Source organism: Martinezella rhizogenes (genome assembly GCF_027460065.1).
In the GTDB taxonomy this organism is placed as follows: Bacteria; Pseudomonadota; Alphaproteobacteria; order Rhizobiales; family Rhizobiaceae; genus Agrobacterium; species Agrobacterium rhizogenes_C.
Genome location: NZ_JAPYZZ010000017.1, coordinates 55,326 through 78,347 on the forward strand (window position 1 = coordinate 55,326; position 23,022 = coordinate 78,347).

The 23,022-nt window shown below is 57.7% G+C and carries 23 protein-coding genes; 15 read left to right on the forward strand and 8 right to left on the reverse strand.

Features of this window, described 5'->3' with window-relative positions; all coding sequences use genetic code 11:
- Positions 1-86: 86 nt before the first annotated feature.
- From trbL to O8B93_RS21915, 6 genes are all read left to right on the forward strand, one after another.
- A complete protein-coding gene (trbL, locus tag O8B93_RS21890; RefSeq protein WP_405049080.1) occupies positions 87-1,277 on the forward strand; it encodes a P-type conjugative transfer protein TrbL in 1,191 nt (396 codons plus the stop codon).
- Positions 1,278-1,294: 17 nt separating this feature from the next.
- Positions 1,295-1,957 (forward strand): conjugal transfer protein TrbF, encoded by a 663-nt coding sequence (locus tag O8B93_RS21895; RefSeq protein WP_269712000.1) that lies wholly within the window; start codon positions 1,295-1,297, stop codon positions 1,955-1,957.
- A gap of 15 nt (positions 1,958-1,972) precedes the next feature.
- Positions 1,973-2,791 carry a P-type conjugative transfer protein TrbG gene (trbG, locus tag O8B93_RS21900; protein ID WP_269712002.1) on the forward strand — a complete coding sequence of 273 codons (819 nt, stop codon included), beginning with the start codon at positions 1,973-1,975 and terminating at the stop codon, positions 2,789-2,791.
- Positions 2,788-3,225, forward strand: coding sequence for a conjugal transfer protein TrbH (gene trbH, locus O8B93_RS21905; protein ID WP_269712003.1), 438 nt, complete (start codon positions 2,788-2,790; stop codon positions 3,223-3,225). The genes trbG and trbH overlap by 4 nt, the downstream gene beginning before the upstream one ends.
- 13 nt (positions 3,226-3,238) lie before the next feature.
- Positions 3,239-4,531 (forward strand): IncP-type conjugal transfer protein TrbI, encoded by a 1,293-nt coding sequence (trbI, locus tag O8B93_RS21910; RefSeq protein WP_269712004.1) that lies wholly within the window; start codon positions 3,239-3,241, stop codon positions 4,529-4,531.
- Positions 4,532-4,750: 219 nt separating this feature from the next.
- Entirely contained in the window at positions 4,751-5,452 is a 702-nt protein-coding gene (locus O8B93_RS21915) for an autoinducer binding domain-containing protein (protein WP_269712005.1), read from the forward strand.
- A 365-nt stretch (positions 5,453-5,817) separates the two neighbouring features.
- On the opposite strand, the gene O8B93_RS21920 is transcribed toward O8B93_RS21915, so the two are convergent.
- Positions 5,818-6,078, reverse strand: coding sequence for a hypothetical protein (locus tag O8B93_RS21920; RefSeq protein ID WP_269712006.1), 261 nt, complete (start codon positions 6,076-6,078; stop codon positions 5,818-5,820).
- A 59-nt stretch (positions 6,079-6,137) separates the two neighbouring features.
- Here O8B93_RS21920 and O8B93_RS21925 point away from each other — a divergent pair, with 59 nt between their 5' ends.
- Complete coding sequence (locus tag O8B93_RS21925) at positions 6,138-6,545, forward strand: hypothetical protein (RefSeq protein ID WP_269712007.1); 408 nt, start codon at positions 6,138-6,140, stop codon at positions 6,543-6,545.
- A 46-nt stretch (positions 6,546-6,591) separates the two neighbouring features.
- Positions 6,592-7,296 carry a hypothetical protein gene (locus O8B93_RS21930; RefSeq protein ID WP_269712008.1) on the forward strand — a complete coding sequence of 235 codons (705 nt, stop codon included), beginning with the start codon at positions 6,592-6,594 and terminating at the stop codon, positions 7,294-7,296.
- A 54-nt stretch (positions 7,297-7,350) separates the two neighbouring features.
- Here O8B93_RS21930 and O8B93_RS21935 read toward each other — a convergent pair whose 3' ends face one another.
- Positions 7,351-7,659, reverse strand: coding sequence for a transcriptional repressor TraM (locus O8B93_RS21935; RefSeq protein ID WP_269712009.1), 309 nt, complete (start codon positions 7,657-7,659; stop codon positions 7,351-7,353).
- Positions 7,660-7,797: 138 nt separating this feature from the next.
- Between O8B93_RS21935 and O8B93_RS21940 the strand changes: the two genes are divergently transcribed.
- The gene (locus O8B93_RS21940; RefSeq protein WP_269712010.1) at positions 7,798-8,010 is read left to right on the forward strand and encodes a helix-turn-helix domain-containing protein; all 213 of its coding nucleotides are present in this window, start codon (positions 7,798-7,800) and stop codon (positions 8,008-8,010) included.
- A gap of 342 nt (positions 8,011-8,352) precedes the next feature.
- On the opposite strand, the gene O8B93_RS21945 is transcribed toward O8B93_RS21940, so the two are convergent.
- Positions 8,353-9,774, reverse strand: a complete 1,422-nt coding sequence (locus O8B93_RS21945) for an RtcB family protein (protein ID WP_269712011.1) — start codon at positions 9,772-9,774, stop codon at positions 8,353-8,355.
- An 866-nt stretch (positions 9,775-10,640) separates the two neighbouring features.
- Complete coding sequence (locus O8B93_RS21950; protein WP_269712012.1) at positions 10,641-12,194, reverse strand: RNA-binding protein; 1,554 nt, start codon at positions 12,192-12,194, stop codon at positions 10,641-10,643.
- 210 nt (positions 12,195-12,404) lie between these two features.
- Here O8B93_RS21950 and rtcR point away from each other — a divergent pair, with 210 nt between their 5' ends.
- The 5 genes from rtcR (at position 12,405) to O8B93_RS21975 (ending at position 16,760) form a co-directional block, all read left to right on the forward strand.
- A complete protein-coding gene (gene rtcR / locus O8B93_RS21955) occupies positions 12,405-14,042 on the forward strand; it encodes an RNA repair transcriptional activator RtcR (RefSeq protein WP_269712013.1) in 1,638 nt (545 codons plus the stop codon).
- Between the two features lie 420 nt (positions 14,043-14,462).
- Positions 14,463-15,551, forward strand: coding sequence for a nucleotidyltransferase family protein (locus tag O8B93_RS21960; protein WP_269712014.1), 1,089 nt, complete (start codon positions 14,463-14,465; stop codon positions 15,549-15,551).
- Positions 15,552-15,728: 177 nt separating this feature from the next.
- Positions 15,729-16,007, forward strand: coding sequence for a hypothetical protein (locus O8B93_RS21965; protein WP_269712015.1), 279 nt, complete (start codon positions 15,729-15,731; stop codon positions 16,005-16,007).
- A gap of 118 nt (positions 16,008-16,125) precedes the next feature.
- Complete coding sequence (locus tag O8B93_RS21970; protein ID WP_269712016.1) at positions 16,126-16,359, forward strand: AbrB/MazE/SpoVT family DNA-binding domain-containing protein; 234 nt, start codon at positions 16,126-16,128, stop codon at positions 16,357-16,359.
- Entirely contained in the window at positions 16,356-16,760 is a 405-nt protein-coding gene (locus tag O8B93_RS21975) for a type II toxin-antitoxin system VapC family toxin (protein WP_269712017.1), read from the forward strand. Before O8B93_RS21970 ends, O8B93_RS21975 begins: the two co-directional genes overlap by 4 nt.
- 96 nt (positions 16,761-16,856) lie before the next feature.
- Here the strand turns inward: O8B93_RS21975 and O8B93_RS21980 are convergent, their stop codons facing one another.
- Genes O8B93_RS21980 through traA form a run of 4 tightly spaced genes read right to left on the reverse strand, consistent with a single transcriptional unit; the run spans position 16,857 to position 22,491 of the window.
- Positions 16,857-17,456 carry a TraH family protein gene (locus O8B93_RS21980; RefSeq protein WP_269712018.1) on the reverse strand — a complete coding sequence of 200 codons (600 nt, stop codon included), beginning with the start codon at positions 17,454-17,456 and terminating at the stop codon, positions 16,857-16,859.
- A 13-nt stretch (positions 17,457-17,469) separates the two neighbouring features.
- Positions 17,470-18,630 (reverse strand): conjugal transfer protein TraB, encoded by a 1,161-nt coding sequence (locus O8B93_RS21985; protein ID WP_269712019.1) that lies wholly within the window; start codon positions 18,628-18,630, stop codon positions 17,470-17,472.
- On the reverse strand, positions 18,620-19,177 hold the full coding sequence (gene traF, locus O8B93_RS21990) for a conjugative transfer signal peptidase TraF (RefSeq protein ID WP_269712020.1): 558 nt from the start codon (positions 19,175-19,177) through the stop codon (positions 18,620-18,622). The genes O8B93_RS21985 and traF overlap by 11 nt, the downstream gene beginning before the upstream one ends.
- A 5-nt stretch (positions 19,178-19,182) precedes the next feature.
- Entirely contained in the window at positions 19,183-22,491 is a 3,309-nt protein-coding gene (traA, locus tag O8B93_RS21995) for a Ti-type conjugative transfer relaxase TraA (RefSeq protein WP_269712021.1), read from the reverse strand.
- A gap of 231 nt (positions 22,492-22,722) precedes the next feature.
- Between traA and traC the strand changes: the two genes are divergently transcribed.
- Positions 22,723-23,019, forward strand: a complete 297-nt coding sequence (gene traC, locus O8B93_RS22000; protein ID WP_269712022.1) for a conjugal transfer protein TraC — start codon at positions 22,723-22,725, stop codon at positions 23,017-23,019.
- Positions 23,020-23,022 lie beyond the last annotated feature (3 nt).

The following is a 23,022-nucleotide window of genomic DNA, read 5'->3' on the forward strand; positions in this document are numbered from 1 at the left end:
TCGCCATTCTTTTCGGTCATCCGTCAATGCTGCCGCGGAGCGAGGCGCCAAGGGCTGGCAATTGTGCAATCGCAATGGTTGAGGAGATGCACGCGATGGCAGTCCAATCACGTCGACAGGCCGTCATACTCGCCGGCGTCACATGCCTCCTCGTGAGCACACCGGTTTTTGCGCAGCAGGGCCAAGTCCTGACCGAACTTGAAAACCAGGTCTCCGCAGCCGCGAAAGGCTGGGAAGCGACGATCATGGACGCAGCACGATCATTGTTCTGGATCCTTGCAGGGATAGAAGTCGGCATCGCTGCGGTCTGGCTGGCATTGCAGGCGGCGTCACTTGATAGCTGGTTCGCCGAACTCGTCCGGCGGATCATGTTCATCGGCTTCTTCGCCTTTGTGCTCGCCCAGGGCCCTGCATTCGCGAAAGCGGTCGTCGATAGTCTTTATCAGATTGGCGCAGGTGATGGTTCCGCATCACCGGCCGAGGTCTTCGATGCCGGAATTCGGGTGGCGTCGCAGATCTCGCAGCAAGCCAAATTCGGCGTGTTCGAGGACAATGCGCTTGCGATCGCAGCCGTCCTTGCCATGGGTATCGTCGTCATCTGCTTTTCGCTGGTCGCGGCGATCTTCATTGCCGTGATGGTCGAAATGTATGTCGGTTTGCTGGCCGGAATGATCATGCTCGGCCTCGGAGGCTCTTCGTTTACCAAGGACTTTGCCATTCGCTATCTGACCTATGCCTTTGGCGTCGGCATGAAGCTCATGGCACTCGTCATGATCGCAAGGATCGGATCCGATGCTCTTCTCAGCCTCGCGCGGGCCCCTGCGACTGAAACCGATCAGTTCATCACGACGCTTGCGATCGCCGGCATATCTGTCGTCGTGTTCATCATCGCCATGTACGTCCCCAACATCATCCAGGGTGTCGTCCAGGGCGTCTCCATCTCTGGCGGCATGGAAGCCATTCGTCATGGTGGCCAGGCGGCCACATTTGCGGCGGGCGGCGTATTTCTAGCTGCGGGTGCAGCGAGCACCGGTTTCAAAACGGCCCAATCTTCCAGGGCGGCAGGCTCCTCATTTGCCGGCGCGGCCCTGCGCGGCATGGCGACGGGACTTGTTTCAGCCGGCGCGGCCACGGGGTCGGCGGCCAAAGAAAAGGCGATCGGGTCGCCGGGTGCGAATACCGGCTCGATCATGGGACTGGCAAATGCCAAGCTTGACCAGAGCCGCGCAGCTCAAGTCGGTCCCAAACCACTTCGCGAACGAAACATCAGATCATAGACAGGAAGGCAGAGAGCATGGCAGCAAACCAGCCGCCCGAAAGCCCTTATCTCGCGGCACGCCAGGAATGGACGGAACGATACGGCACCTACGTCCAGTCCGCCCGCGCGTGGCGTACCGTCGGCATTCTTGGACTGTCGATGGCCGTGATCGGCTTCACCTATGCGATGTATCTCAGCACGCAGGTCAGACTTGTGCCCTACATCGTCGAGGTCGACAAACTCGGAACCTCAGTGGCGGCTGGCTTCCCCCAGCAGATCGAATATGCCGATGCCAGGGTCGTGCGGGCGACGCTTGCAACTTTCGTGACCAGCTTCCGATCAATCACGCCCGACGCCCTAGTCCAGAAGCAATATATCGACCGCACCTACGCACTTCTTCGAACCTCCGATCCATCTACCGAGAAGATCAATGCCTGGTTTCGCGGGAACTCCCCATTTGAAAGGGCGAAGACGTCAACGGTCGCCATCGAGGTCAATAATATCGTGGCGCTCTCAAACCAGTCATACCAGATCGACTGGACCGAATTTGAACGCGACCGCAAAGGCAAGGAAACCGGAACCAGGCGATTTCGCGGAGTGGTGACCGTCGCACTGACGGCGCCCCAGGACGAGGCGATCATTCGCCTCAACCCGATCGGCCTTTATGTCCGGGACTTCGACTGGACGGCACAGCTTTAGGGCAGGGGAAATCACATGCAGACAGCAGGATTGATCGCAGCCGCGGGCTGCCTGGCGGGGCTCGTTCTTGCCGATTGCGGCATGGCGCAGACCATGACATCGAACGAGGTGAAGGGCACCACGATTTCGCAAAAGTGGCGGGGCACGCCGGGACTGGTCACAACCGGTCCTGATGGCAAGGTCATCTTCCTGTTCGGGGAAACCCAGCCTTCCGTCATATGTTCGCCGCTTCAGGTCTGCGACATCGAACTGCAAGGCGGTGAAATCGTTCGCGACGTTCTCGTCGGCGACACCGTCAGATGGAAAATCGAACCCGCTACGTCCGGCGCTACCGGGGGGCAGGCAATTCACCTGATCGTCAAACCTTCCGAGCCCGGACTTATTACCTCCATGGTGGTGACCACATCGCGGCGGACCTATCATATCCAGCTCAAATCCCATGCAAGTCAATACATGGCGAGGGTGGGTTTTTCCTATCAGGAAGACGTGTCGACCAAACTTGCGGACGTCAATGCACGGCTCGATACAGGCGGCATGGCCGGCTCCGCTCCCGATAGACTGAACTTTTCCTATACAGTGAGTGGAAGCGCGTCCTGGCGGCCGCAGCGCGTCTATTCGGACGGAGCAAAGACCTATATCCAGTTCCCCCGCTCGATATCCGCAACGGATGCACCTGTGCTGTTCGTCGTCAGCGGCGGCCAGAACCGTATCGTCAATTATCGCATGAAAAACGGCATGATGGTCATCGATTACGCGGTGGACAAGGCTGTGCTCGTCTCCGGGATCGGCTGGAACCAGGAGAAGATCACCATCCGGCGAGGGACCGACCGATGAGGTGGGTAATCACCGCCGTCAGCGTCCTCTCCGTTCTATCCGGTTGCCAGACCGGAAGCGACATACTGACCTCCAACTCCAGGCCCGCCACTGTCACCGGCCCTACCGCAAGCGCAATTGCCGGCGATATGGCAGGCCGTTTTGCCGAGCAGGTGGGACCTCCCGGCACAATGACCTTCAAAATGGTCAAGGACAGCTCCGAATATGCCACAGCGCTCGAGGCGGCGATCAAAGGATGGGGCTATACCATCGTTACCGATGGCAGGGTCGGCAAGAAAGAGACGCCGGTCGATATCTCATGGTCAGTCGACAGTCTCGACGGCCAGATACTCGCCCGTCTGAGCACACCGCTGATAGCGATCAGCCGCGCCTACACGACGACGAAAACAGGCGCGATGCCTGCCAGTCCGCTTTCGATCCTGCAGAAGAACTGAGGGAATCCGGATCATGGTTCAATCGCTTCACCTCGGAACGACTGATGACACTGATCATCAGGATGGCATGCGGCGTGTCAACCGCCTGCCGATCATCGTCGCCGTCGTCATTATCATGTTGTTTTTTGGCGCCGTCGTCCTGGGCCTGTCCTGGCGGGGGCTTTCGTTCAATCGCAGCAACGCACCGGACAGCGCCTCGAACGCACCGGCGACCAATTTCGCCGACCGACTGAAACGGGGCGTGACAAACGGGATCATCGGCGAGCCCGAGCCGAAAGAGATGTTTCAGCCGAGCCCTGTCATCATTGAACGAGAGGCTGAAAAGGACACTCCGGTCACGCACGAGGTAGGTCCTGAACGGCAATCACGAATCGAGCCGGAAGACGAATGGAAGGCCCGGCTGAAACGCGAACAGGACGAGCAGATCGTTCGTGAAGCGCAGCGTCAGCGGATGGCAAGCCTCCAAGCGCGGGCAAGCGCCCTGGAATCACCTTTGACGGTCGATATCTCCGATATCGGAAAAAGCGACACCGACCGCGTGGGCGACCGCCGCCAATCCTTGAACGCGCAGCCAGACAGCGCATCGGATCTCTATGGTGCCGCAATGAAATCCGGACTTTTCGGACAGAATGTCGACCCAAACGCCCAGACCTCCAAGGAGGATTTCTTCAATCAAGACATCAAAAATCTTGGGTATCTGCCCAACCAGATCGTGCCGCAGCGCTCACATTTTGAGTTGAAGCGAGGCTCGGTGATCCCGGCGACGTTGATCACGGGACTGAACTCCGACCTGCCCGGAAGGATTTCCGCGCAGGTCAGCCAGAACGTTTATGACAGCGCCACTGGTTATAGGCTCCTCATCCCGCAAGGCACGAAGCTGTTCGGGCGTTACGATTCCAAGGTATCGTTCGGGCAGGAACGGGTCCTCGTCATCTGGACCGACCTGATCTTTCCGGACGGGTCGACGCTTCAGATCGGCGGAATGGCGGGTACTGATGCCCAGGGCTATGGTGGCTTCAGGGACAAGGTCGATCGTCATCTCTGGCGGACCTTCGGTTCCGCTGCGCTTGTCGCCATGATCGGCACGGGCATCGACATGTCGATGCCGGACAATTCGACGCGTGCCAGGCAGGATACTGCCTCGGATGCGGCGCGTCGGAACTTTGCCGAAAGCTTCGGCCGGGTTGCCGAGCAGACAATCATGAAGACGCTGAACGTGCAGCCCACCATCAGGATTCGCCCAGGATACAAGTTCAATGTCCTGGTTGATCAGGATATAATCTTTCCCGGTTCGTATCGAAATTAAAATCGACTTTCGCTGGCGTCGATGAACTGCCATATACCTGAAACTATTTTATACTATACGAGCCTGCGCGAGCGATATATTTTCTTGATAGGCAATTTTGCCCGGTGGCAACGATGATGTTTCGCATTTGTCTGCAGTTATATGGCCTCTCCAAGAGGTGCTCGAGCCTGATGACGGCAATCCTTTTTCATTCATGGCTTCAATCGAAGGAGGCTTGGGTTGGACCAATGGTTTGAGCGTTTAACCGAGCGCGTCACGCTCGCGCAGGACGAGGCGTCGGTAAAGGCGATCCTGGAAAAATTAACCCGCGAGGTGGGGTTCAACGCATATGCATATTTGAGCGTTCAGGCGGGAACGCAAGTCGCCATCTCAAATTATGAACCGGACTGGCAAAAGCGATATTTCGAAAAGTCCTATGCCAAGATCGATCCGGTCGTGCGCAACGCACGCGATCAGCTTGAAGCATTTGCTTGGTCAAACGAGACCTCGTTCAGAACAAGCAAAGAGCGGCGCACCTTCTATGGCGAGGCGGCCGAATTCGGGATCCGGTCCGGCATCACAATTCCGATCAAGAGCGGTTTTGGACGAATGGCCATGCTGACCCTGGCATCAAAGGAAGCAGAATTTGCCAAAGCGCAGGCGGTCAACCCGGTGCGCGCGGCATCTGCCGTTGCACTTCTCCATTCGCGGCTCGAACGCCTGGGTACCAGGCCAACCCAACAGACGCCGATTCGAATGAAGTCCGATGAGTTGATCTGCTTGCGTTGGTCGGCCGAGGGAAAGCCCATGAAGGCGATCGCCATCATCGAAAATACGAGCTATTCAAACGTCGCTTTCTTTCTCCGCAACGCAAAATCCGCTCTGGGGGCGACAAGCCTGCCGCAAGCAACCGCGATGGCAAAGGAGCTCGGCCTGATCTAGGGTCTGGATTCGTTGATCACGGCCAGAAGACGACTGCCGTTGCGATACGGATTGGTTAGGTCCGGTGCCTCGGCAATATCCACCGAAGGGAAGCAGAACCTCCCCTGCATCAGCAAACGCAGCAACAACTATTTTCGTCGCTTGATCATTTACGGAGCAAGGTCATGCTTGATGCATCTCGATCGCGACCAGGATTGTCTTGGCGCCTGAATCGATGCTTTGCGGCTGAGAATACGCGTTAACAAGGTGACCGAGCTTTGGCTGCCAAGCTGGCCCGTGTCGTTTGGGTCGTCCTAACGAAGCCGGGGGCCACGTACATGCGCCAGATCGCAGCTTAGCCCCATCGCCTTTTTGGCCATCGACGGTCAAGACACCTCCAGTATCGCGAGCACGGCGGTCAGCAAAAGATTCTCTGCCTCGACACCTTCTGCCGCGTTCAGAACCAGCTCTTCGTCTCCCCAGATGTCGTATTCCATTTCTACGCGCAGATTGCCCCGTTCCAGCACGGCCCATGAATGATCGAGGCCACCACCCATGTCGAGCGACCATCCGTGTTCCCGCAACGCGGATATCGCCTCGTACCAAGCGCCTTTGGATATACAAAAATGGCAAATTCGTTCCGACATTTTCGTCACCTGTGCAAGAGTATCGCGAGTGTTGTCGCTAATGCGTCGTCCGAGGGCTCATGTATTTCGGACAGAGGCTGAAAAAAACTGCGACATTGTTGACGCCATTGCGAATATCGAGTCCATCATCCGGAAAACATTTACACATCGCGGCGGCGAAAAGGAATATGATGCGCTTTCTCCTCATTCTTGGCTCGCTGATCGCTGGAGTTATCGTCGGCATCTACCTGTTCGGGATGATCTGGCGTACCACTGCTCCGCAAGGAGCTACAGCGATGATCGTCGGAGGAGGAACGCCAGTCGTGCTCGGGGCTTTGACGTTTCTCTGTACAAAGGCGGCCGACGGGAAGCGACCGAGCCTGAGCAACCCGCGCACATGGGTTGCCCTAGTTGGAATAACGGCAGCAGCGGCCGGGCTCTTCATGCTTCTTATCGCGACGCTTTTTCTGATCGTGCAACGCGGCTAGCTGCCATCCGCGCTGGAGTGCTCATTGGACCAATTTGGGGTCATGTGTGGATTTTGTGGTTCTGTTGCAATTTTCCATTTTGGTCATAGTGGCCGTTGGTTGGGACGTCGATTACCGGGCAGCCTCGCGGCTTTTGAGACTCCGAGCGCGCAGTTCTGCTGCCGTCGCCGTGCCATTGCGACCGGAGGAATGGCCAGAAAATAACTCGCCCAGGCCTTATGCAAAAGAGCGATCTGATTCTTCGGATTTCCCGATTCGCAAGTCCACGCAAAAGCAATATTGTATTCGCGGAGATCCAAAGGGTTTGAGTGCCTGTTGTCGACATCGAGGCGACAAGATTTTAACGCTAGGGTTGGGTCTCACTGGATATATGGACCAAGCTCACGCACAGTTCGGCGCAACGGGTGGCGGCGATCTGCCCACGTTTTTTGTATTTGGGCCCTGGATCATTCTACTGGCTGTAATCCTCGGCTCATGGCGGCTTTATCCAGCTGGAAGGCCGCGCCTTTGTAAGGCAATGCGTCGTGCCCTTTTTGTTTATACGTTTGTGGAGATCGTGCCGATATCGGTATGTCTTCTTTTGATGCCCATATTCAACATGGCACAATCAGCGGGTCTGTTTTTCTGGGTCGTATCAATGATGGGCGTTGTATTTTCCGGCATTGTGCTTTCTGTCTTTATATTAGCGGCGCTGATCCTGGACTGGGTTTTCGATCTTTGCCGCAAAGAAAAAGAACACCGTGAGCGTTGAGCTTTCTCCAGATGCTAGCGGAGCACCGTTCCCGTAATAGGTTCACCGAATAGTTCAGTGTCCTGTCGTCCGTGGCATTTCAGGCATGTATCCCAGAATATCGAGCAGCGTCGACACAACCGTCTGCTGCGCGTGAACTGCGATCATGGCGGCGATGTAAGCCCGCGCGATCTCGAGGTCCGGTTCTTGCTCGACCGCTGCTTCCATCATTACGGCGCCTTCGCGCAGACGACGGTGCTTTTCAAGCTCCCGAACGAGATGGCGTTCGATCTCGTCCGGCGGCTGACCGCTCATCAGCCCGAACAAGGGGCGCAGGACAAGCTTCGCCTCTGACAAGTGTCCATCGTTTTCCGGTTTGAGCATGACCAGTCCAATCAACGTTCCAGCCACTGCAGTAAACCATCTTCGCGTGTCGCGATCCTGGAAAGTAAAAACGACCCAGGATGCATTTACATAATATAGTTGATAAACTTAAAGTATGTAAATGACGATCTTCACCGCATGGATATGCGCAAGCTGGTCGGCCGGAATTTTGCCCGCCTCCGTCGGGAAAAAGGCCTGACGCAGGAGGAGGTCGAGATACGCAGCGGCTATAGCCAGCAGTATCTGAGCGGCCTTGAAAGGGGTCGACGAAATCCGTCGATCATAACGATCTACGAGATCGCGCAGGCACTGGGCGTGAGCCATGTCGATCTAGTTAGACCCGACGAGTGACTATCAAGTACGGACGCACAAATTCGGTCGCCTTTTTGTCGCAGCCGTAGTGCCATTGAGCGCCTCCTGGTGACGATGCGTTGACAAGTCTTGATATGAAGCGCGTCAGTGGCACGCTGGCACGCTCAGAGCATCCATTTTGGCTCAGCCTGAAGATAATCTTCCAGCCCCTCCGCTAATCCCCGAAATGCTCTAAGGCGCTGCAATCGATCCTCAAGGTCTTTTCGCAGTGCGTTGTTCACGTTGCCCTCTGTCTGAGCGCACTATCGTGATCAGGCATCTTGGGCAAGTAACACCACCTCACAAATCGCAAAGATGACAAGTGTCACCTTTGCGATAGGCTCATCGGCGCTTTTTCTTGCGCCACGGGGCGTCACGCTGCCAGTTGCCGGCCATGATGCTGCCAAACGGGATCACCTCGTCGACCACTTCGGCCAGCCCGTAGTGGTCGATCTGTGCCCGCACATTGGCGGCCGACTTATATGCGCTCGGTAACTCGGAAATATCTGCGTTGCCGGAGAAAAAGCGCGCATCGAGCCCCGCTGTTTCCTTCGCCATGATGTCGGCAATATTATTTGGGCTCAGCCCACGCTGGTCCGCACCATATTCCTCCGCAAGGCGGCGGATATGGGCGCTGCGCGAAAAGTTGCGACCGGCACCATGCGGTGAGAAGCCGAGGCCATTGGCGGCGTTCGACCCGCGCACGATCAGGATCGGTTCCGCCATATTGAGCGGAATGATCGTCAGATCGGTGGCATCCTCCGCCCAGCCGTCGAAAGCCGGCGTTGCACCCTTGCCGTGGTAGAAGAGCCCATCCGACTTCCGGAACACGAAATTATGCTCGTTCCAGAAACGGTCCGACACGCGCGCAGCGAGCTTCTCAGCCGCCAAGTCGTGTAGGATATAATGGTTTTCCTTGGTCCAATGGCGGATAATCTGGAGAGCCGACCAGTAATGGTCGCCTTCCTCGGTATCCGCCGGTATCCAGGCGTTATCCCGTTGCGTTTCCGGCGAAAGCTGTTCACGGAACTTGTTTGCTATCTTCATGCCACGCTCGTAGAGGCGGGCGCCCGGCGCACGCGAACCATGATGTGTCACCAGAACCGTCTCGCCGGTCGATTTCATCGTTCCAACATAGGCGAAATGGTTGCCATCACCCTGCGTGGCGAAGTGCTCGATGCCGACATCAAGCGCCGCACCGGTGAGATACGGATTCTCCTGGAAGGCAGCGAGTGTGGCTTCCGATGGCTTGATCTGCTGGCCTGCCGCTCGTCCCCCGGGCCCGAAATGGGTCACGGAATGGATGGCGTCGAGCAGCGCCTTCGGATCCACCCTCGGAAAGACCGAGATGGCCATCGAGCAGCAGATATCTGCCGAATGCATGCCCGGATGGATAGCCTCCGAAGCGACGACGCCGCCGACGGGAATGGTCCCGACCGGACCGGCTGGACAGGCATCCGGCATGATGGCGGCAGAACGCACCACGGGAGTGCAGGCGAGCGCGCGCATGGTGGCATTCACCTTCTCGACATTGTCTTGCTCGAAAGCATTCTCAGCACGGATGTTGGAATAGATATCGATATCGCCTTCCAGTCTAAGCGGGACAGTCGGCGCCGGTTGGAAAACACGGGCAGCGGCCATGGCCACATCCATCGAGCCGCCTTCGCTCAACACCTTGTTGGCCGCATCCAGCGCGGGGCGAAACCATTTGCCCTGCGGCATGCCTGCATCGATCAAATCCTGTCCGCTTACGATCTCAACCATTTTCTTTTCTGCGTTTGCAGTCCTTCTGTTCATTTCCACATCTCTGCCGGAGGGCCTATCCCACCCGGCACTTTCTTACAAAAAGTCGGCAGCGGCGACGAGGGTAGACGAAAATCAGGCGGTCCCGCTCGTGCCAGAGAGCGCTGCCAGGGATGGGAGTCGAACCCATCAGACCGCCAAGTTGGCGGCTGTAATTTCGTCCGGCATTCGCCGCTGCATTCCGGTCGTGGCGACCAGTATTGAAGAAACCTCCGCATCAACGACCTTACGGTCGTTCCGCGGTGCGGGCCTCGAACCCGCGACCCTTACGGGTTACCACTGTAGTTTCCCCGGCATTCGCCACAGTATTTCGGTTCATGGCGACGAGGTGTCCAGAAACATTCCACCGCTCTTCCGCTGAGCTACCGGCCCATTGTGTCGGGCCGGGCGGGATTTGAACCCGCGACCTGTGAATTAACTGTAGTTTCCAGGGCATTCGCCATGCATTTTATGTCTGTCCTTTCGAGTGCGGCGACAAGAGTTTGCGAAATATGAGGCAGACGCATCCGCCCAAGCGTGACAGGCTGTAGTTTCGCAGGCATTCGCCGCTTCATTTCAATTCAGCCATGGCGACAAAAGAAGTTGGAAGAAACATTTTCGAAAGAGAGCGATGTAGTTTCTTCCGGCATTCGCCATGCAATTTTCAATTCGTCCGTGACGACGAAAAGTGGTGGAACGCCTGCTCAACCACTGAGCTACGAAGTCCTGCTGCACGCAGCTGAAACCTCGACGGGACTCGAACCCGCGACCTGGCGATTAGTAGTCTGTAGTTCCATCCGGTATTCGTCACGGTGCCCTGCGCCATTCACGGCGGCGCAGGACTTTTTCTAAAGTTCGATCGCCTCGATCCGGCGCAACCACGCGTCCGGGCTCGATTTTCCGGCCGCAAAGCTGTTGATCGCACCATAGACGGCATCGGAGAAACCGCCGATGTTCAGCACATCCACACCCTTTGCCGGGGTCTGGACATAGGGCTGAATATCAAGGCAAACCAGCTTTGCAGCCGGGTTGATCCTCTTGATCCGCGCCCATTCGCTCATCATGCCAGTTGCCTGTCCGCCGCCGCGAGCATCCATCCAGGACTGATTGTCCGAGACGAGGACCACGAGGTCGACCTTGGCCCTTTCATTGGCCAAGAGCTTCAGCGGAGCCGAGCAATTGGTTCCACCACCACCAACCGCCGCAAGTTTCGCTGCATTGGTCATGACGCTGTCGCGACCGTTGAGCTGCACGCGCACCACATGATTTTCGAACGGCAGAACGCGTGTAAATCGGTTCCGTCGCAGGAAGGAAGCTGCGACAAGCGCGGCCACGTCAATGCATCGAACCGTCGAGGTCGCACCTGGACGATAACCGGTCACGGGCGACCCCATGGAGCCGGAAACGTCAGGGCAGACCACGACATTGCCGCCGAAGGTCGGCACGGTGGAGACTGCGGTCTCCATCGCATCCTGCAGCGCATCGGCCACCACCGGCGGCACCGTGTGTCCCGTCATTTGCCAGGCGACCAGCAACTGATAGGGAAACACGCGGGCTTTCCGCACCGTTTCCGGGTCGGCAAGCTTTGCCGCCAGCTGTTCAGCGACGCCCGGCACCTCAAACACGCCCCTCCGGGCAAAAGTGTTGAGGTTCTGGCGCACCATCTGCCAGGAGCCTTTGAGCGCCACTTCCGCCCACTGTTCCTTCGTCAGGGCGAGCGAGGTCAGCATCTGGAACGGTACCGGCGGCAAGGCGAGCGTTATATCCCGCTTGAACGCCTCGAACGCCCTCACCTCGCCCGGCAACGCGGCCACGTCATACGGCTTGCCGATCGCCCAGGCGTAGAGCGCTGCGCGCTCCGCGTCCCTGGGCCTAGGGTGAACCATACGGATCACATCCGGCAGCGTTGGCTCATTGCCAACCATGGCTTGCAGGAACTGTTCCACCGTGCGGCTTTCCAGCCATGCCTGCACCATCTTTTTCGGGCGTGTTCCGAGCGACTTGCGGCCAGCCGCACCCGAACGCATGATTTGCACAAAACCACGCAGCATCTTGCCGCTCTTCACCACGCGCGGAAAAGCACGGGCAAAGGTATCGCTTTCAAGGCCGGAAAGCATGGCCAGCAGCATGACCGGCATATCCTTCATGTGGCCTTTTTCAGCGGCGTAGACCGCAAGCTTTGCCAGAAACTCCGGCTCGACTTCTACCGCGAGCTTAACAACGCCGTCTAGCTGCTCGCCGGCACCGGCATAGAAGGTGTCGTTGAACGTGCCGGTGACAGCATACTGAGCCAGCGCTTCACGGGCGGTCAGCGCATAGGCCGGCGCCGCTTCGTGATTGACCGTGTTCGTGGCGGGCAAAAGCTTGCCGAGATAGGATTTGAAGATTGCCGTATTGACCATGGCAGCACCTCTTTGTCTGGTTTCTGCCAGATACGTTTCAAGATGCGTGCCAGTTTGATGCCAGAATGAATTCCGGTCAGGCATTTCAATGCAACCGATTGATTTTAAATAAATAAAAAAATCGCCACCTCTGGCGTTTCAAAATTTGCCATTTTAAGACGCTTCTCTTATTCTATCTTTGAATATAAAGTTTATATGTTTGGATAAACCATGAAGCGCCGCGTTGCCATTAGCATCCTTGGAACTACACTGGATATGGGCAAGCGTGAGGATCGGTGGAACCGCTGGAGGCCTAATGTGGGCCTTATCCAGCAGCCCGGCCTGTTCTTCGATCGCGTCGAACTGATCCATGATGCGAATTTCGAGCGGCTTGCAAAAACCGTTATCGGCGATATCGAAACCGTTTCGCCCGCCACCGAAGTTCGCCAGAACATCATCAACCTGACCGACCCGTGGGATTTCTCGGAAGTCTACACAAAGTTGCGCGATTTCGCCCGCGCCTATAATTTCGATCCGGACGCGGAAGACTATCTCGTCAACATCACCACCGGCACACACGTTGCACAGATTTGCTGGTTCCTGCTAACCGAAGCCCGCATCATTCCCGGCCGTCTACTGCAGCTTTCGCCATCGCGCGACCGGGAGGCAGAGCAGAATCATGCCGGCACGCATGCGGTCATTGATCTCGACCTGTCACGTTACGACCAGATCGCCACCCGCTTCGCTTCCGAGCGCGACGAGGCGACCTCATTTCTGAAATCCGGCATCTCCACCCGCAACGCCGCCTTCAACCGCATGATCGATGAGATCGAGCGCGTGGCAATGCGCTCCACCGCACCGGTGTTTCTTACCGGCCCCACCGGCGCCGGAAAATCGCAGCTGGCGAAAAGGATTTACGAGCTGAAAAAGGCGCAACGAAAGGTGACCGGACCCTTCGTGGAGGTGAACTGTGCCACGCTGCGCGGAGATCAGGCCATGTCGGCTTTGTTCGGTCATGTGAAGGGCGCATTCACAGGCGCGTCCGGTGAACGCGCCGGTCTCCTGAAATCTGCAGACAAGGGCTTGCTGTTTCTCGACGAGATCGGCGAGCTTGGTCTGGACGAACAGGCCATGTGCCTGCGCGCCATCGAGGAAAAGCGTTTTCTGCCGGTCGGAGCGGACAGGGAAATCTCTGTCGATTTCCAGCTGATCGCCGGCACCAACCGCGATCTGCGCACGGAAGTTCTGAAAGGCCGGTTTCGCGAGGACCTGTTTGCTCGCCTCAACCTCTGGATATTTCAGCTTCCCGCACTTCGGGAACGCAAAGAGGACATCGAACCCAACCTCGATTTCGAGTTGCGGCGTTTTCTCGAACGTGAGGGCCAGAACGTTACTTTCAACAGGGAGGCACGCGAGCGCTACATCGCTTTTGCGACCGGGCCGGAAGCGGCGTGGAGCGCCAATTTCCGCGATCTGTCCGCCTCTGTCACCCGCATGGGAACATTAGCGCCGCAAGGACGCATCACCGTCGATGTCGTCGACGACGAAGTCCTTCGCCTCAAGGCTTCATGGGGCGGTGCGTCGCAACATGCTGTCAGCGACAGCAAGCTGATTGATCTCCTCGGCGTTGGGGCAGTTGCTCGCCTGGACCTGTTCGATATCGCTCAGCTTTCGGCAGTGTTGGAGATATGCCGCCTTCACAACACAGCCAGTGCGGCCGGGCGTGTTCTGTTCGCGAGTTCGAGGTTGAATAAAAGAAGCAGCAACGACGCAGACCGCGTGACCAAATATCTGGCACGTTTTGGGCTGAAATTTGCAGACGTCAGACGATCGACTATATCTGCTCTCGGCGAGTCGATACACTCATAGCTCTCAACATATACGGTGGCAACTTTCAGCATGCCACCGGTTACCGTTACAAGACATGATGACTACTACGCTGGAGCAATAGTCGCCGTCGCACGATGATGATAGAAAAGGGATTTTGCCTCAAAGGTAATTGCAACACCTTTGAGTGATACTTTGTCGCTTCTGGTCGCAACCTTCATATGTATCTTTCGTACATGCCCCCAGCGAATGTGGATCACGCCGGCTTTATGCTGGGAAGGAAGCACGCCAACTCCCATAGCTTTCTCGATTACTGCGACCGGCACCCTGGCTGTAACGCTACCAGCACTGCCGCGTTCGCGAGATGATTTAAGGCTATAGAGCCGCCATCGCCATCTTGTTCCACACCTTTTCACCAGTTATACTGTTTTTGAAAAACAGTATAACTCCGGAGTTCCGCTGATGAAGCCCATCGATCTCATGTACCAGACGATGCTGGCCGAGTTGGGGCAACGCTCACTCGACGCAGCCTGGACCGCCGACTTTCCTCCGGAAGGCCGGTTTACTCCCGCGAACATCAAGGGGCGCAAATACTGGTACTTCGACATCCCCGATGGACATGGTGGTACGAAACGTCGTTACGTTGGTCCGGATGATGATCCCGACATCAGCCAGCGTGTATCGGAGCACAAGCGGGATAAGGACGATCTTCGAGCTCGCAGGCGCATGGTCAACACCTTAACACGCGAGGGTGGGATGATCACTCCTGACGCCATTTCGGGTGACATCGTCGAGGCTCTTGCCGGCGGAGGGCTCTTCCGGCTTCGGGGCGTTCTCATCGGAACTGTCGCATTCCAATGCTATTCAGGACTGCTGGGCGTCCGTCTTCCGATGGCTGCGATCCTGACCGGCGACGCTGATATCGCCCAGGACTATGCCATCAGCCAGGAAGTTGAGGACAGTCTGCCACCGATCGTTGAGCTGCTGCAAGGCGTGGACGCCAGCTTTCGGCCGGTTCCCCATCGGTCAGGATCCGCCGCCTCGTCGGCGTTTCAAAATGCCGACGGTTATCGAGTTGAATTCCTTACGTCGAACCGTGGTCCGGACGACTACATCGATCAGCCAGCGAAGATGCCCGCCCTGGGCGGTGCCAGCGCCGATCCACTGCGCTTTCTCGACTTCCTCATCCGGGAACCCGTCAGGACAATGCTGCTCCACCGAAGCGGTGTTCCAGTCGTTGTTCCTGATCCGTCCCGATACGCAATCCACAAGCTCATAGTTGCCAGCCGCCGGCACTCGGACGGGCAGGGGCCGGCCAAGCGAGAGAAGGACGTTCGGCAAGCCGCATTGCTCTTCGAAGCCCTGCAGCAGACGAGGCGATCTGCAGATCTGGCGCTTGTTTATAACGAAGCGTGGGAGCGCGGACCTGCATGGCAGGAAGGTGTTCGCGCCGGAGTAGGGATGCTACCGGCACAAGATCTCGAGCGGTTCAAGACGATCCTCGTCGAGGGGGCAAAGAAAAACCGCGAGGATATTGAGATTCCTTTTTGAGAACAGGTCGTTCGCCCATTCGGACCTCAAGTATTTGGTTCGAGATGTCGAAGGCAAACGAGATGTTGAGAGTTCGATGCCGACGCGGCTGCCAGGGCGCGTGTCAAGTTGCGCGGACGAAGACAGGCCTGGAATGCGGCTGATCTACGCACAGGATACAGCGCGAGCCTTTCGAAGGTGCGGGAGACTGCCCAGTTTGAGGGGATTGCCGGGCGTATCCTGATTGCGATGCAGACCCATCACATCCACGACATCGCCGCCAAACGCCATTACATGCTGGTGAACTACGATCCGGACCTGCGCAAGGAGGAAGCCCCATGGCCATATCTGCGGCGCATGCTGCGCGAACTTATCCAGCCGCATTGGTCTGTCATTGACCTGCAGTCGCGTATTCGCTGGTTGCAGCCCAGGAAGCGGGGAGGGGTAAGAAATCGGCCGGACAGGATTGCTGTATGAACAACACCGGTTCGTCCTGAGCGCGCGCGGCGAGAAAAGTGGGACTTCTGACATGTCGAGTTGAAACCAGCCCGAAAAAGTAATACCATATTTTGCATCAGCATTACAGGAGCGCCAGATGACAACAACGGTAACGGCCAAAGGGCAAGTCACCATTCCAAAAGCCGTGCGAGAGCTTCTCGGGATTGTCCCAGGAAGTTCGGTTGATTTTGTGCGCGCGCCGGATGGACGGATCGTGCTGGTCAGAGCTGACAAGAAGCAGCCACCGACGCGTTTTGCCAAATTGCGGGGTCACGCTGGTGACGGTCTCGATACCGATGCTATCATGGCACTGACACGTGGTGACGCGTGACACTTGTCGATACAAATGTCCTGCTTGATCTCGTAACGGATGATCCGGTTTGGGCTGACTGGTCAATCGAGCAACTCGAACTGGCAAGCATTGCCGGTCCGTTGTTCATCAACGACGTTGTTTATGCCGAGCTTGCTGTTCGCTATGAACGGATAGAGGCCCTTAATGCTTTTGTTGATCAGGCGGGGTTGAAGCTCATGCCTTTCCCCCGCCCTGCGTTATTTTTGGCAGGTAAGATCTTTACCAGATACCGCCGTGGCGGCGGCACTCGCACCGGTGTTTTGTCCGATTTTTTTATCGGCGCCCACGCCGCAGTCCAAAACCTTCCTTTGTTGACGCGAGACGTGGGTCGATATCGATCCTATTTTCCGACCGTCAGCCTGATCACACCTGATCCGTAGGAGTGGAGTGCCGGTTCACATCTGCGACCTGCATCTGGTGGATCGTCTCGGAGCCTAATGTGCCTATGCCGCACCGCCCCAAGGTCCAGAGCTGACTTATCGACCCCCGATTTTCGACAAGTCGATCCGGATGCCCGCCTCTTCAGCCTGTTCAACTGCAGGGGATGGGACGCTTGGCCGTTTTTCAACTGAACCCGCCGGCTCGTTTGACGCAGACTGCAGCTGCATGACCGCGCCGCCGGGGTCCTGCGCCTGGAATATGCTTTGACCCTCGAACTCGCCGGTCTGCCAAGCGTAGACCGCGTCGTCGAACAACTGCGGAAAGACTTCATCATTTGTCGGATTTCCGTACCACCTGGCAACGATGCGCAGGATCCTGGCGAAAATCGCCGTTCCCCTGCGCAGATTGGCGCAGGGCTCGAAGAGCTCGGCGTTGAGTTCTGATGGATCCGTGTTACCTATCCCGGCTGGAAATTGCGTGAGACCAACACGTACGATCGAGCCTCTCACGTTCTTCCTGATAATCTCGACCGCTTCCACCGCCGATTTCGGCTGTGGCACGAGAATGAGGCGGCCGCCTGATCTCACCGTTATGGCGAGGGGATCGTCCGATCCGGCCGCTTCGACAAACTGCTCGACGATGGCGGGCTTGAGGGTCGGGTCAGCACATTCCTTGATCAAGACGGCATCGGGCATGGAGACTCCATGGTCAGGTGTTGACTGAAAAAACGAGAGGAAGGTTAAACAAACGCGCCCAGGCCTCGGTGCTTGCACGCTGGATATCGACAACCGCCGTGCCCGCGGTCCACCAGCCATTTGACACCGCAAGGATTACGTCTGGACGGTGGAGCGCCGACTGCAGGATTGGCCAGACGAGAAGTTGCTCGTAGCAGATCAGCGGTGCAACTTTCGAGCCGGCGATATCAATTGCCGGATTCGCAAAGAAATAGGCGCTGGCGCCGCCACCTCCTGCGGAAATACGGCGCCAGGGCTGCCACATTGATCCGGGAACCGGCATGCGTTGACGATAGAGAACAACCAGGCCTTCCGGGGAGATTTTGACGAGGACATTGTCATAACCGCTTTCGTCGATAATCGTCGCACCGGCTATGACGGTGACACCCGTTTCCGCAAGCCCTCGCTGCCAGAGGCGAGCAACCGTCGGTGTCCAGAAGCCGATGGCGCTTTCCGGCAGGATCACCGTTGCTCCTGACGGGTGGCCGCGTGCAAGGTCAATCAGCGCGTTCTGCCGCTCAAAACTGACGTTGCGGCCCAGGGACGATCCCGTTTGGAGGTCGACACCAATCCAGGAGGGGAGTAGAACGGGCGCTGTCCAGCTAGCGGCGGACCAGAGCCATAAGCCTGACATGGCCATGGCTGCAGCCGGTCGATGGCGCGTCGTCATGATCGCCAGGCCGGCTGCCATCGCCGCAAGACCCCACCATCCCCATGCCGGAAAAAGGACGCCTGCCGCCGTGACGGGATGTGCCCAACCCATGATGCCAAAGGGTGGTACCGCCATGACAATGCCGGCAACAAGATAACGGATCGGAGGGTGCAAGCCGTCACGGCTTGTCCAGAGCACGCAATGCACCATCACGAATGATATCGAGGCGATTAGCCACAACTGGACGCCCGGCCAGAGATCCGTCCCGTAGAAATTTGCCACGCCCTGCGGAAGCCCGCGCGAAGCGGCAAGGAAATAGGCTGCAGAAACGACTGCAGCCTGCCAACGTACTCTTGCCAGAGACCACAAGATGGGAAAGGCGATCGCCGCGGGAAGAAAAAGCACATGGCCGCTCCAGGCAATCCAACCGGTCAAAACCGAACCCGCAACAAGAATAATGGTCCGCAGACATTCATCGCGCATAGGTAAAGACCTCCTGCGCCAGCCCGAGAATATTGTCGACCGGAAGAGGACCGAAATATCTGGAATCGAAGGATCCGGGAAATTCCGAATGCAGATAGACGGTGCCATCCGGGATGGCGCCACCTCCGTGAGGAACAATGTTACGCCCTTGACCGTCCTTCAGCGCGACCCCGGAATGGGAAAGCACGCGGCCATCGATGGTGACGATGCTGGTGATCTCGATCACCTGACCGGCCGTTGCCGCCACGGTTTTGATCAACGGTGCGATCCCGCCGGGGCATAGGCCACGCCGAAGATAACCCCGGCTCCAGGCTTCACGTATCACACTGTTCTCGCTCGGGCAGATGAACACCAGGTCGCCGATCCGGACGGGGCGATCAAGAGCTCGAATACGCCACAGTCCCAAAGGTTTGCTCGGTGTAATATTGACCCGAAAGCCTGCCAATCCCAAGGCAAGGACCGTGGCGGGCAATAAAAGTGCGACACCGCAGAACAGCGCCCAAACCGTCCAACGCGCAGACCTGGCAGACGCTCCACCCTTGCCCATTGCCGTCACTTGAGAAAAAGCCCCTGCTTTGCGGTCCGACGCAGTGCTTCTTCCTGTTTAAGCGCCGTCACCCTGCGCTCGTGGGCCGACAGATGCTGCATCGCCCGCATCATTGTCCACGCTTCCCGCACTTGGCTCTTTTGCATGTGATTCATACCCGCGGTTACATGCTGAAAGACCTCGCCATCAGCGCGTATCGCGGCAATCGGCAGGAAGGTTCGCTCGCCAAAACGCTCTGACACGGCCTTGGCGAAGGCTTCAAGCTCCGCCTTTACCTGTTTCTCTCCAAGCCAGTATTCGGCCCCCAGGGCCAAGTCGTTTCGATCAATGGCGCCAGATACACGTTCGAGCACCCGTCTGGCATTTGCCGACAGGGGAGGTATCTCCAGACCGGCCTGTCTGCGAAAAGCAGTTTCTGCGGCACGGTATCGGCGTCCCACCTCGTCGCGCTGGCGCAGATAGTTACCGAGGCTGGCGGAGAGCGGGGCGACATTCTTCAGCGCCCGATCGCGATCCGACCTCTCTGCGCGGCTCGCGAGCAAACCCGTCCTGCCCTTGAGGGTGCCGAAGGCTTCAGGTTGGTTGGAGATCGTCGCGATCGACTTTGCTGCCGTTGCCTGATCGCGCAACATCGCATCGACATCGACGACCCTGAAGGCCAATTCAGGTTGCGCATAGACATGATGGAAACGCATTGACACTTCCTCCCAGAGCTTTTTCAGCGCAGGGTCGCCCGCAAGCCTGTCCTCGACGGTCTGATCGACGGATTTCGGGAAATGGGTGATACCGGCCACCATTGATGTCGCCTCCTTTGCATTTTCGCCGATCTCTTTACTGGCGCGTGTCGAAAGGCCGACCCTGGCGCCAATCGCTGCGAGCCGGCAGGCGATATCGGCGAGCTTTTGCTTCTGGCGCACTGTCCATTCAAGCCGGTCTCGGGCAATAGTCCGTGCGACGCTGACGAGATGAAGCCCGCGCGCTTCGGCAAAACGGAGCGACTGGCGATAGATGCTGCCACCTGCGTAGTCGAGCGTCGTTTCCTTTGCGTTTTTCCGCGACAGGATCTCTGTCAATCCACCGGCCATGGCGAAGGATCGGCTTCCATAATAAACGGAGAGATCTTCGCGATGACGGGTCATCGCCACATAGGTGAGATGACGGTCGAGCGACAGCGACGCCAGCATCTTCACCCGGTCGACTGTAGCACCCTGGGCTTTGTGGATGGTGGTGGCATAACCATGATCGACGTTGTCGTAGAAGCGCTGCTCGACCGAAACCTGCCGGCGCTGTCCGCCCTCACCGATCGCGGCAACGAGCCGCCCGGGGCTCGCCTCGATCACCTTGGCCAGCATTCCGTTCCTGACACCGAGGGATGTTTCGTTCCTGAGGAAGACTATCTGATCGCCAGCGGCGAAATTGCGGTTCCCATCCGCTGTCTTGAATGGCAAGCCGGGCTCGATGATGCCGCGTTCGATGAGCCTGGTGCGTGCGAGCTGATTGAGCATGCGGACGTCGCGACGAAGATGGGCCAGGATCAAACTCGATTTGGCAGGATCGAAGTCTCGGTTCCAATCCGAGATGAGGTTTTCGACCGCATCTGCTTTCACCTCGGCGCCAGTCATCCTGCCATTTGCGCGATAGGCTTCGATTGCCCTGCCGAGATTGCCGCGCGCAAGGTCAAGGGACGCGTCACGCATCCATTGCTCTTTTTGGCGATAGATGGTTTCGAGTTCGGCATAACCGATGCGATCCGCAATCGCGCGGAAGGCGGCTCCCGCCTCGATCGGCTGCAACTGTTCCGGATCGCCGACAAGAACGAGTTTGGCGCCAGACCTCACGGCGGCCTCCACGAACAGCGCCATTTGCCGCGATGACACCATGCCGGCCTCGTCGAGAACGAAGATCGTCCTGCCGTCGAGCCGGCCGCGGCCCTCGCGCCAGCGAAGCTCCCAGGACGAGAGTGTCCGCGAGGCAATGCCTGCTTCCTTCTCCAGACCCTCCGCAGCCTTGCCGGAAAGCGCGCCACCGACGACACGATAACCGGCTGTTTCCCAAGCTAAGCGTGCGGCCTTCATCATTGTCGTCTTGCCGGCCCCCGCACGACCGATCACGGCGGCGATCCGCGCCTTGCCGGCAACGTGCTCAATTGCCGTCTTTTGCTCATCCGACAGCCGGTCGAAGCGTGTAAAGATCTCCTTGAGGACGATATCAGGAACAGCGTGCGATGAACGCTGCGAAAGCCAGTTCGCCCGATTGGCCATCTCTGCTTCCAGTCTGATCAATTCGCGTGTCGTATATTTCGCCAGCACTCGCTGTCCGGTCGCGAGGTCGATCCTATCGCGATCGAGCCGCAGCGTTTCCGGGCTTTGCAGGATGCGGGCCGAAAGGCTCCGGCAAAGCAGGGCATCATCGATGTAGCGGTAGAGGATTTTCGCGATATCACGTTCGTCGAAGACACTCTTTTCCCGTGTTATCAGGTCGAGCACGATCTCCGGATTACGCTCGATCGAACGGGCATTTTCCGCGCGCCGTTCCTCCTGCCGCTCCAGCCGTTCAAGTGTTGCCGCTTCTCCTTTTCCTTTCGCCTTCCGCTCGATCGCCCTGGCGCCGACACCGAGATGGAGAGTGGGCGACAGTTCGATACCCTGTTTTTCGAAGGAACGACCATCAATGTGCAAATCGAGGCCGGCGAGCGCGAGATGCCTGTTCTGGCAGGCGAACCATCCATCGCGAAGCGCATTGAAGCCCTCCATGTCCCCCGCCCAGAGTTCGTAAACGATTTTCCCGGCTCCATTACGAAGTGGCTGGCCATTTGCAGCAATTACAGCGACCTTCTTCGAGCCGAAGCCGTCTTCTGTCAGAGGCCGCAATGTCATCATGAGATGGATATGGGGATTCTCTAGTGCCGCATGTAAGACCCAGTCCGCGACCATGCCCCCCGCCGTGATGTGTCTCGCTACAAAATCGCGGACAAGCTCTATGTTCTGCTGCGCCGAAAGCTCGTTCGGCAGCGCGATGGTCAGGTCTTTTGCAAGCTGAGCATCGGAGCGCTTCTCGAAGCCCTCGACCCTGTTCCAGAAGGCCTCCGAGGTCCCGGACACCGAACGATTGGCAATCATGTTGCGTAACCATTTTGGTGCATCGGCCGGGATGACGAATTCCTCATGCAAAAGACCCTGTTTGCGGGTGTAGTCGATCGTTCGGGCTTCCCGCTCGTAATCCATCTTCGCGCAATGCCGATAAGCAGCCGACAGGACCGCGCTGGCGCCCTTGCCGCGGGCGACGATGCTGACTGAGAAATGCGGGACGGCCATGAGAGCACAGTCTCCTTCAATCGATCAATTACGGGCATTCAAAACCGGAAGCAGAAGGTCGCCGCAGCGACGTATAATTGCGCCCTTGGACCCGCTCCTTCGGAACGGTCGGGATCATGCTCAAAAAGCGTAGGCTCCGCCTACTGGCATTTGTGTCAGTAGATCGGCGCGGCGATCTGGAGAATTCTGTTGCCGTCAACACGACGGGCAACATCAAAGGACAATCCAGACATGAAGAAGCCGTCTTCCAGAATCCGCGAGGAAATCGTCAAGCTCCAGGAACAATTGAAGCATACAGAAACGAAAGAGGCCGAGCGCATTGGGCGCATCGCACTGCGAGCGGGGCTCGGCGAGATCGGGATCGAAGAGAGAGAGTTGCAGGCGGCCTTCGAGGATGTTGCGAAACGATTTCGCGGAAATGAGCCTGTTACGACCGGAAGGAAAGCCCCGGGGGAGGGCGGGGTTGGCAGCGGACAGTCAGAGATGGCCGCGTCTGGTGCGGCTGCAGGCAGCGCTGGCGAGGCTTGATCG

Bases quoted from the DNA above. Each gene is read 5' to 3' on its own strand.
- O8B93_RS21920 (WP_269712006.1), bottom strand. From the start codon at position 6,078: ATGTCGGAACGAATTTGCCATTTTTGTATATCCAAAGGCGCTTGGTAC.
- trbL (WP_405049080.1), top strand. From the start codon at position 87: ATGCACGCGATGGCAGTCCAATCACGTCGACAGGCCGTCATACTCGCC.
- O8B93_RS21945 (WP_269712011.1), bottom strand. From the start codon at position 9,774: ATGGTTGAGATCGTAAGCGGACAGGATTTGATCGATGCAGGCATGCCG.
- trbI (WP_269712004.1), top strand. From the start codon at position 3,239: ATGGTTCAATCGCTTCACCTCGGAACGACTGATGACACTGATCATCAG.
- traC (WP_269712022.1), top strand. From the start codon at position 22,723: ATGAAGAAGCCGTCTTCCAGAATCCGCGAGGAAATCGTCAAGCTCCAG.
- O8B93_RS21970 (WP_269712016.1), top strand. From the start codon at position 16,126: ATGACAACAACGGTAACGGCCAAAGGGCAAGTCACCATTCCAAAAGCC.
- trbG (WP_269712002.1), top strand. From the start codon at position 1,973: ATGCAGACAGCAGGATTGATCGCAGCCGCGGGCTGCCTGGCGGGGCTC.
- O8B93_RS21960 (WP_269712014.1), top strand. From the start codon at position 14,463: ATGAAGCCCATCGATCTCATGTACCAGACGATGCTGGCCGAGTTGGGG.
- O8B93_RS21950 (WP_269712012.1), bottom strand. From the start codon at position 12,194: ATGGTCAATACGGCAATCTTCAAATCCTATCTCGGCAAGCTTTTGCCC.
- rtcR (WP_269712013.1), top strand. From the start codon at position 12,405: ATGAAGCGCCGCGTTGCCATTAGCATCCTTGGAACTACACTGGATATG.
- O8B93_RS21985 (WP_269712019.1), bottom strand. From the start codon at position 18,630: ATGCGCGATGAATGTCTGCGGACCATTATTCTTGTTGCGGGTTCGGTT.
- O8B93_RS21980 (WP_269712018.1), bottom strand. From the start codon at position 17,456: ATGCCCGATGCCGTCTTGATCAAGGAATGTGCTGACCCGACCCTCAAG.
- trbH (WP_269712003.1), top strand. From the start codon at position 2,788: ATGAGGTGGGTAATCACCGCCGTCAGCGTCCTCTCCGTTCTATCCGGT.
- O8B93_RS21940 (WP_269712010.1), top strand. From the start codon at position 7,798: ATGGATATGCGCAAGCTGGTCGGCCGGAATTTTGCCCGCCTCCGTCGG.
- O8B93_RS21925 (WP_269712007.1), top strand. From the start codon at position 6,138: ATGTATTTCGGACAGAGGCTGAAAAAAACTGCGACATTGTTGACGCCA.
- traA (WP_269712021.1), bottom strand. From the start codon at position 22,491: ATGGCCGTCCCGCATTTCTCAGTCAGCATCGTCGCCCGCGGCAAGGGC.
- O8B93_RS21935 (WP_269712009.1), bottom strand. From the start codon at position 7,659: ATGCTCAAACCGGAAAACGATGGACACTTGTCAGAGGCGAAGCTTGTC.
- traF (WP_269712020.1), bottom strand. From the start codon at position 19,177: ATGGGCAAGGGTGGAGCGTCTGCCAGGTCTGCGCGTTGGACGGTTTGG.
- O8B93_RS21895 (WP_269712000.1), top strand. From the start codon at position 1,295: ATGGCAGCAAACCAGCCGCCCGAAAGCCCTTATCTCGCGGCACGCCAG.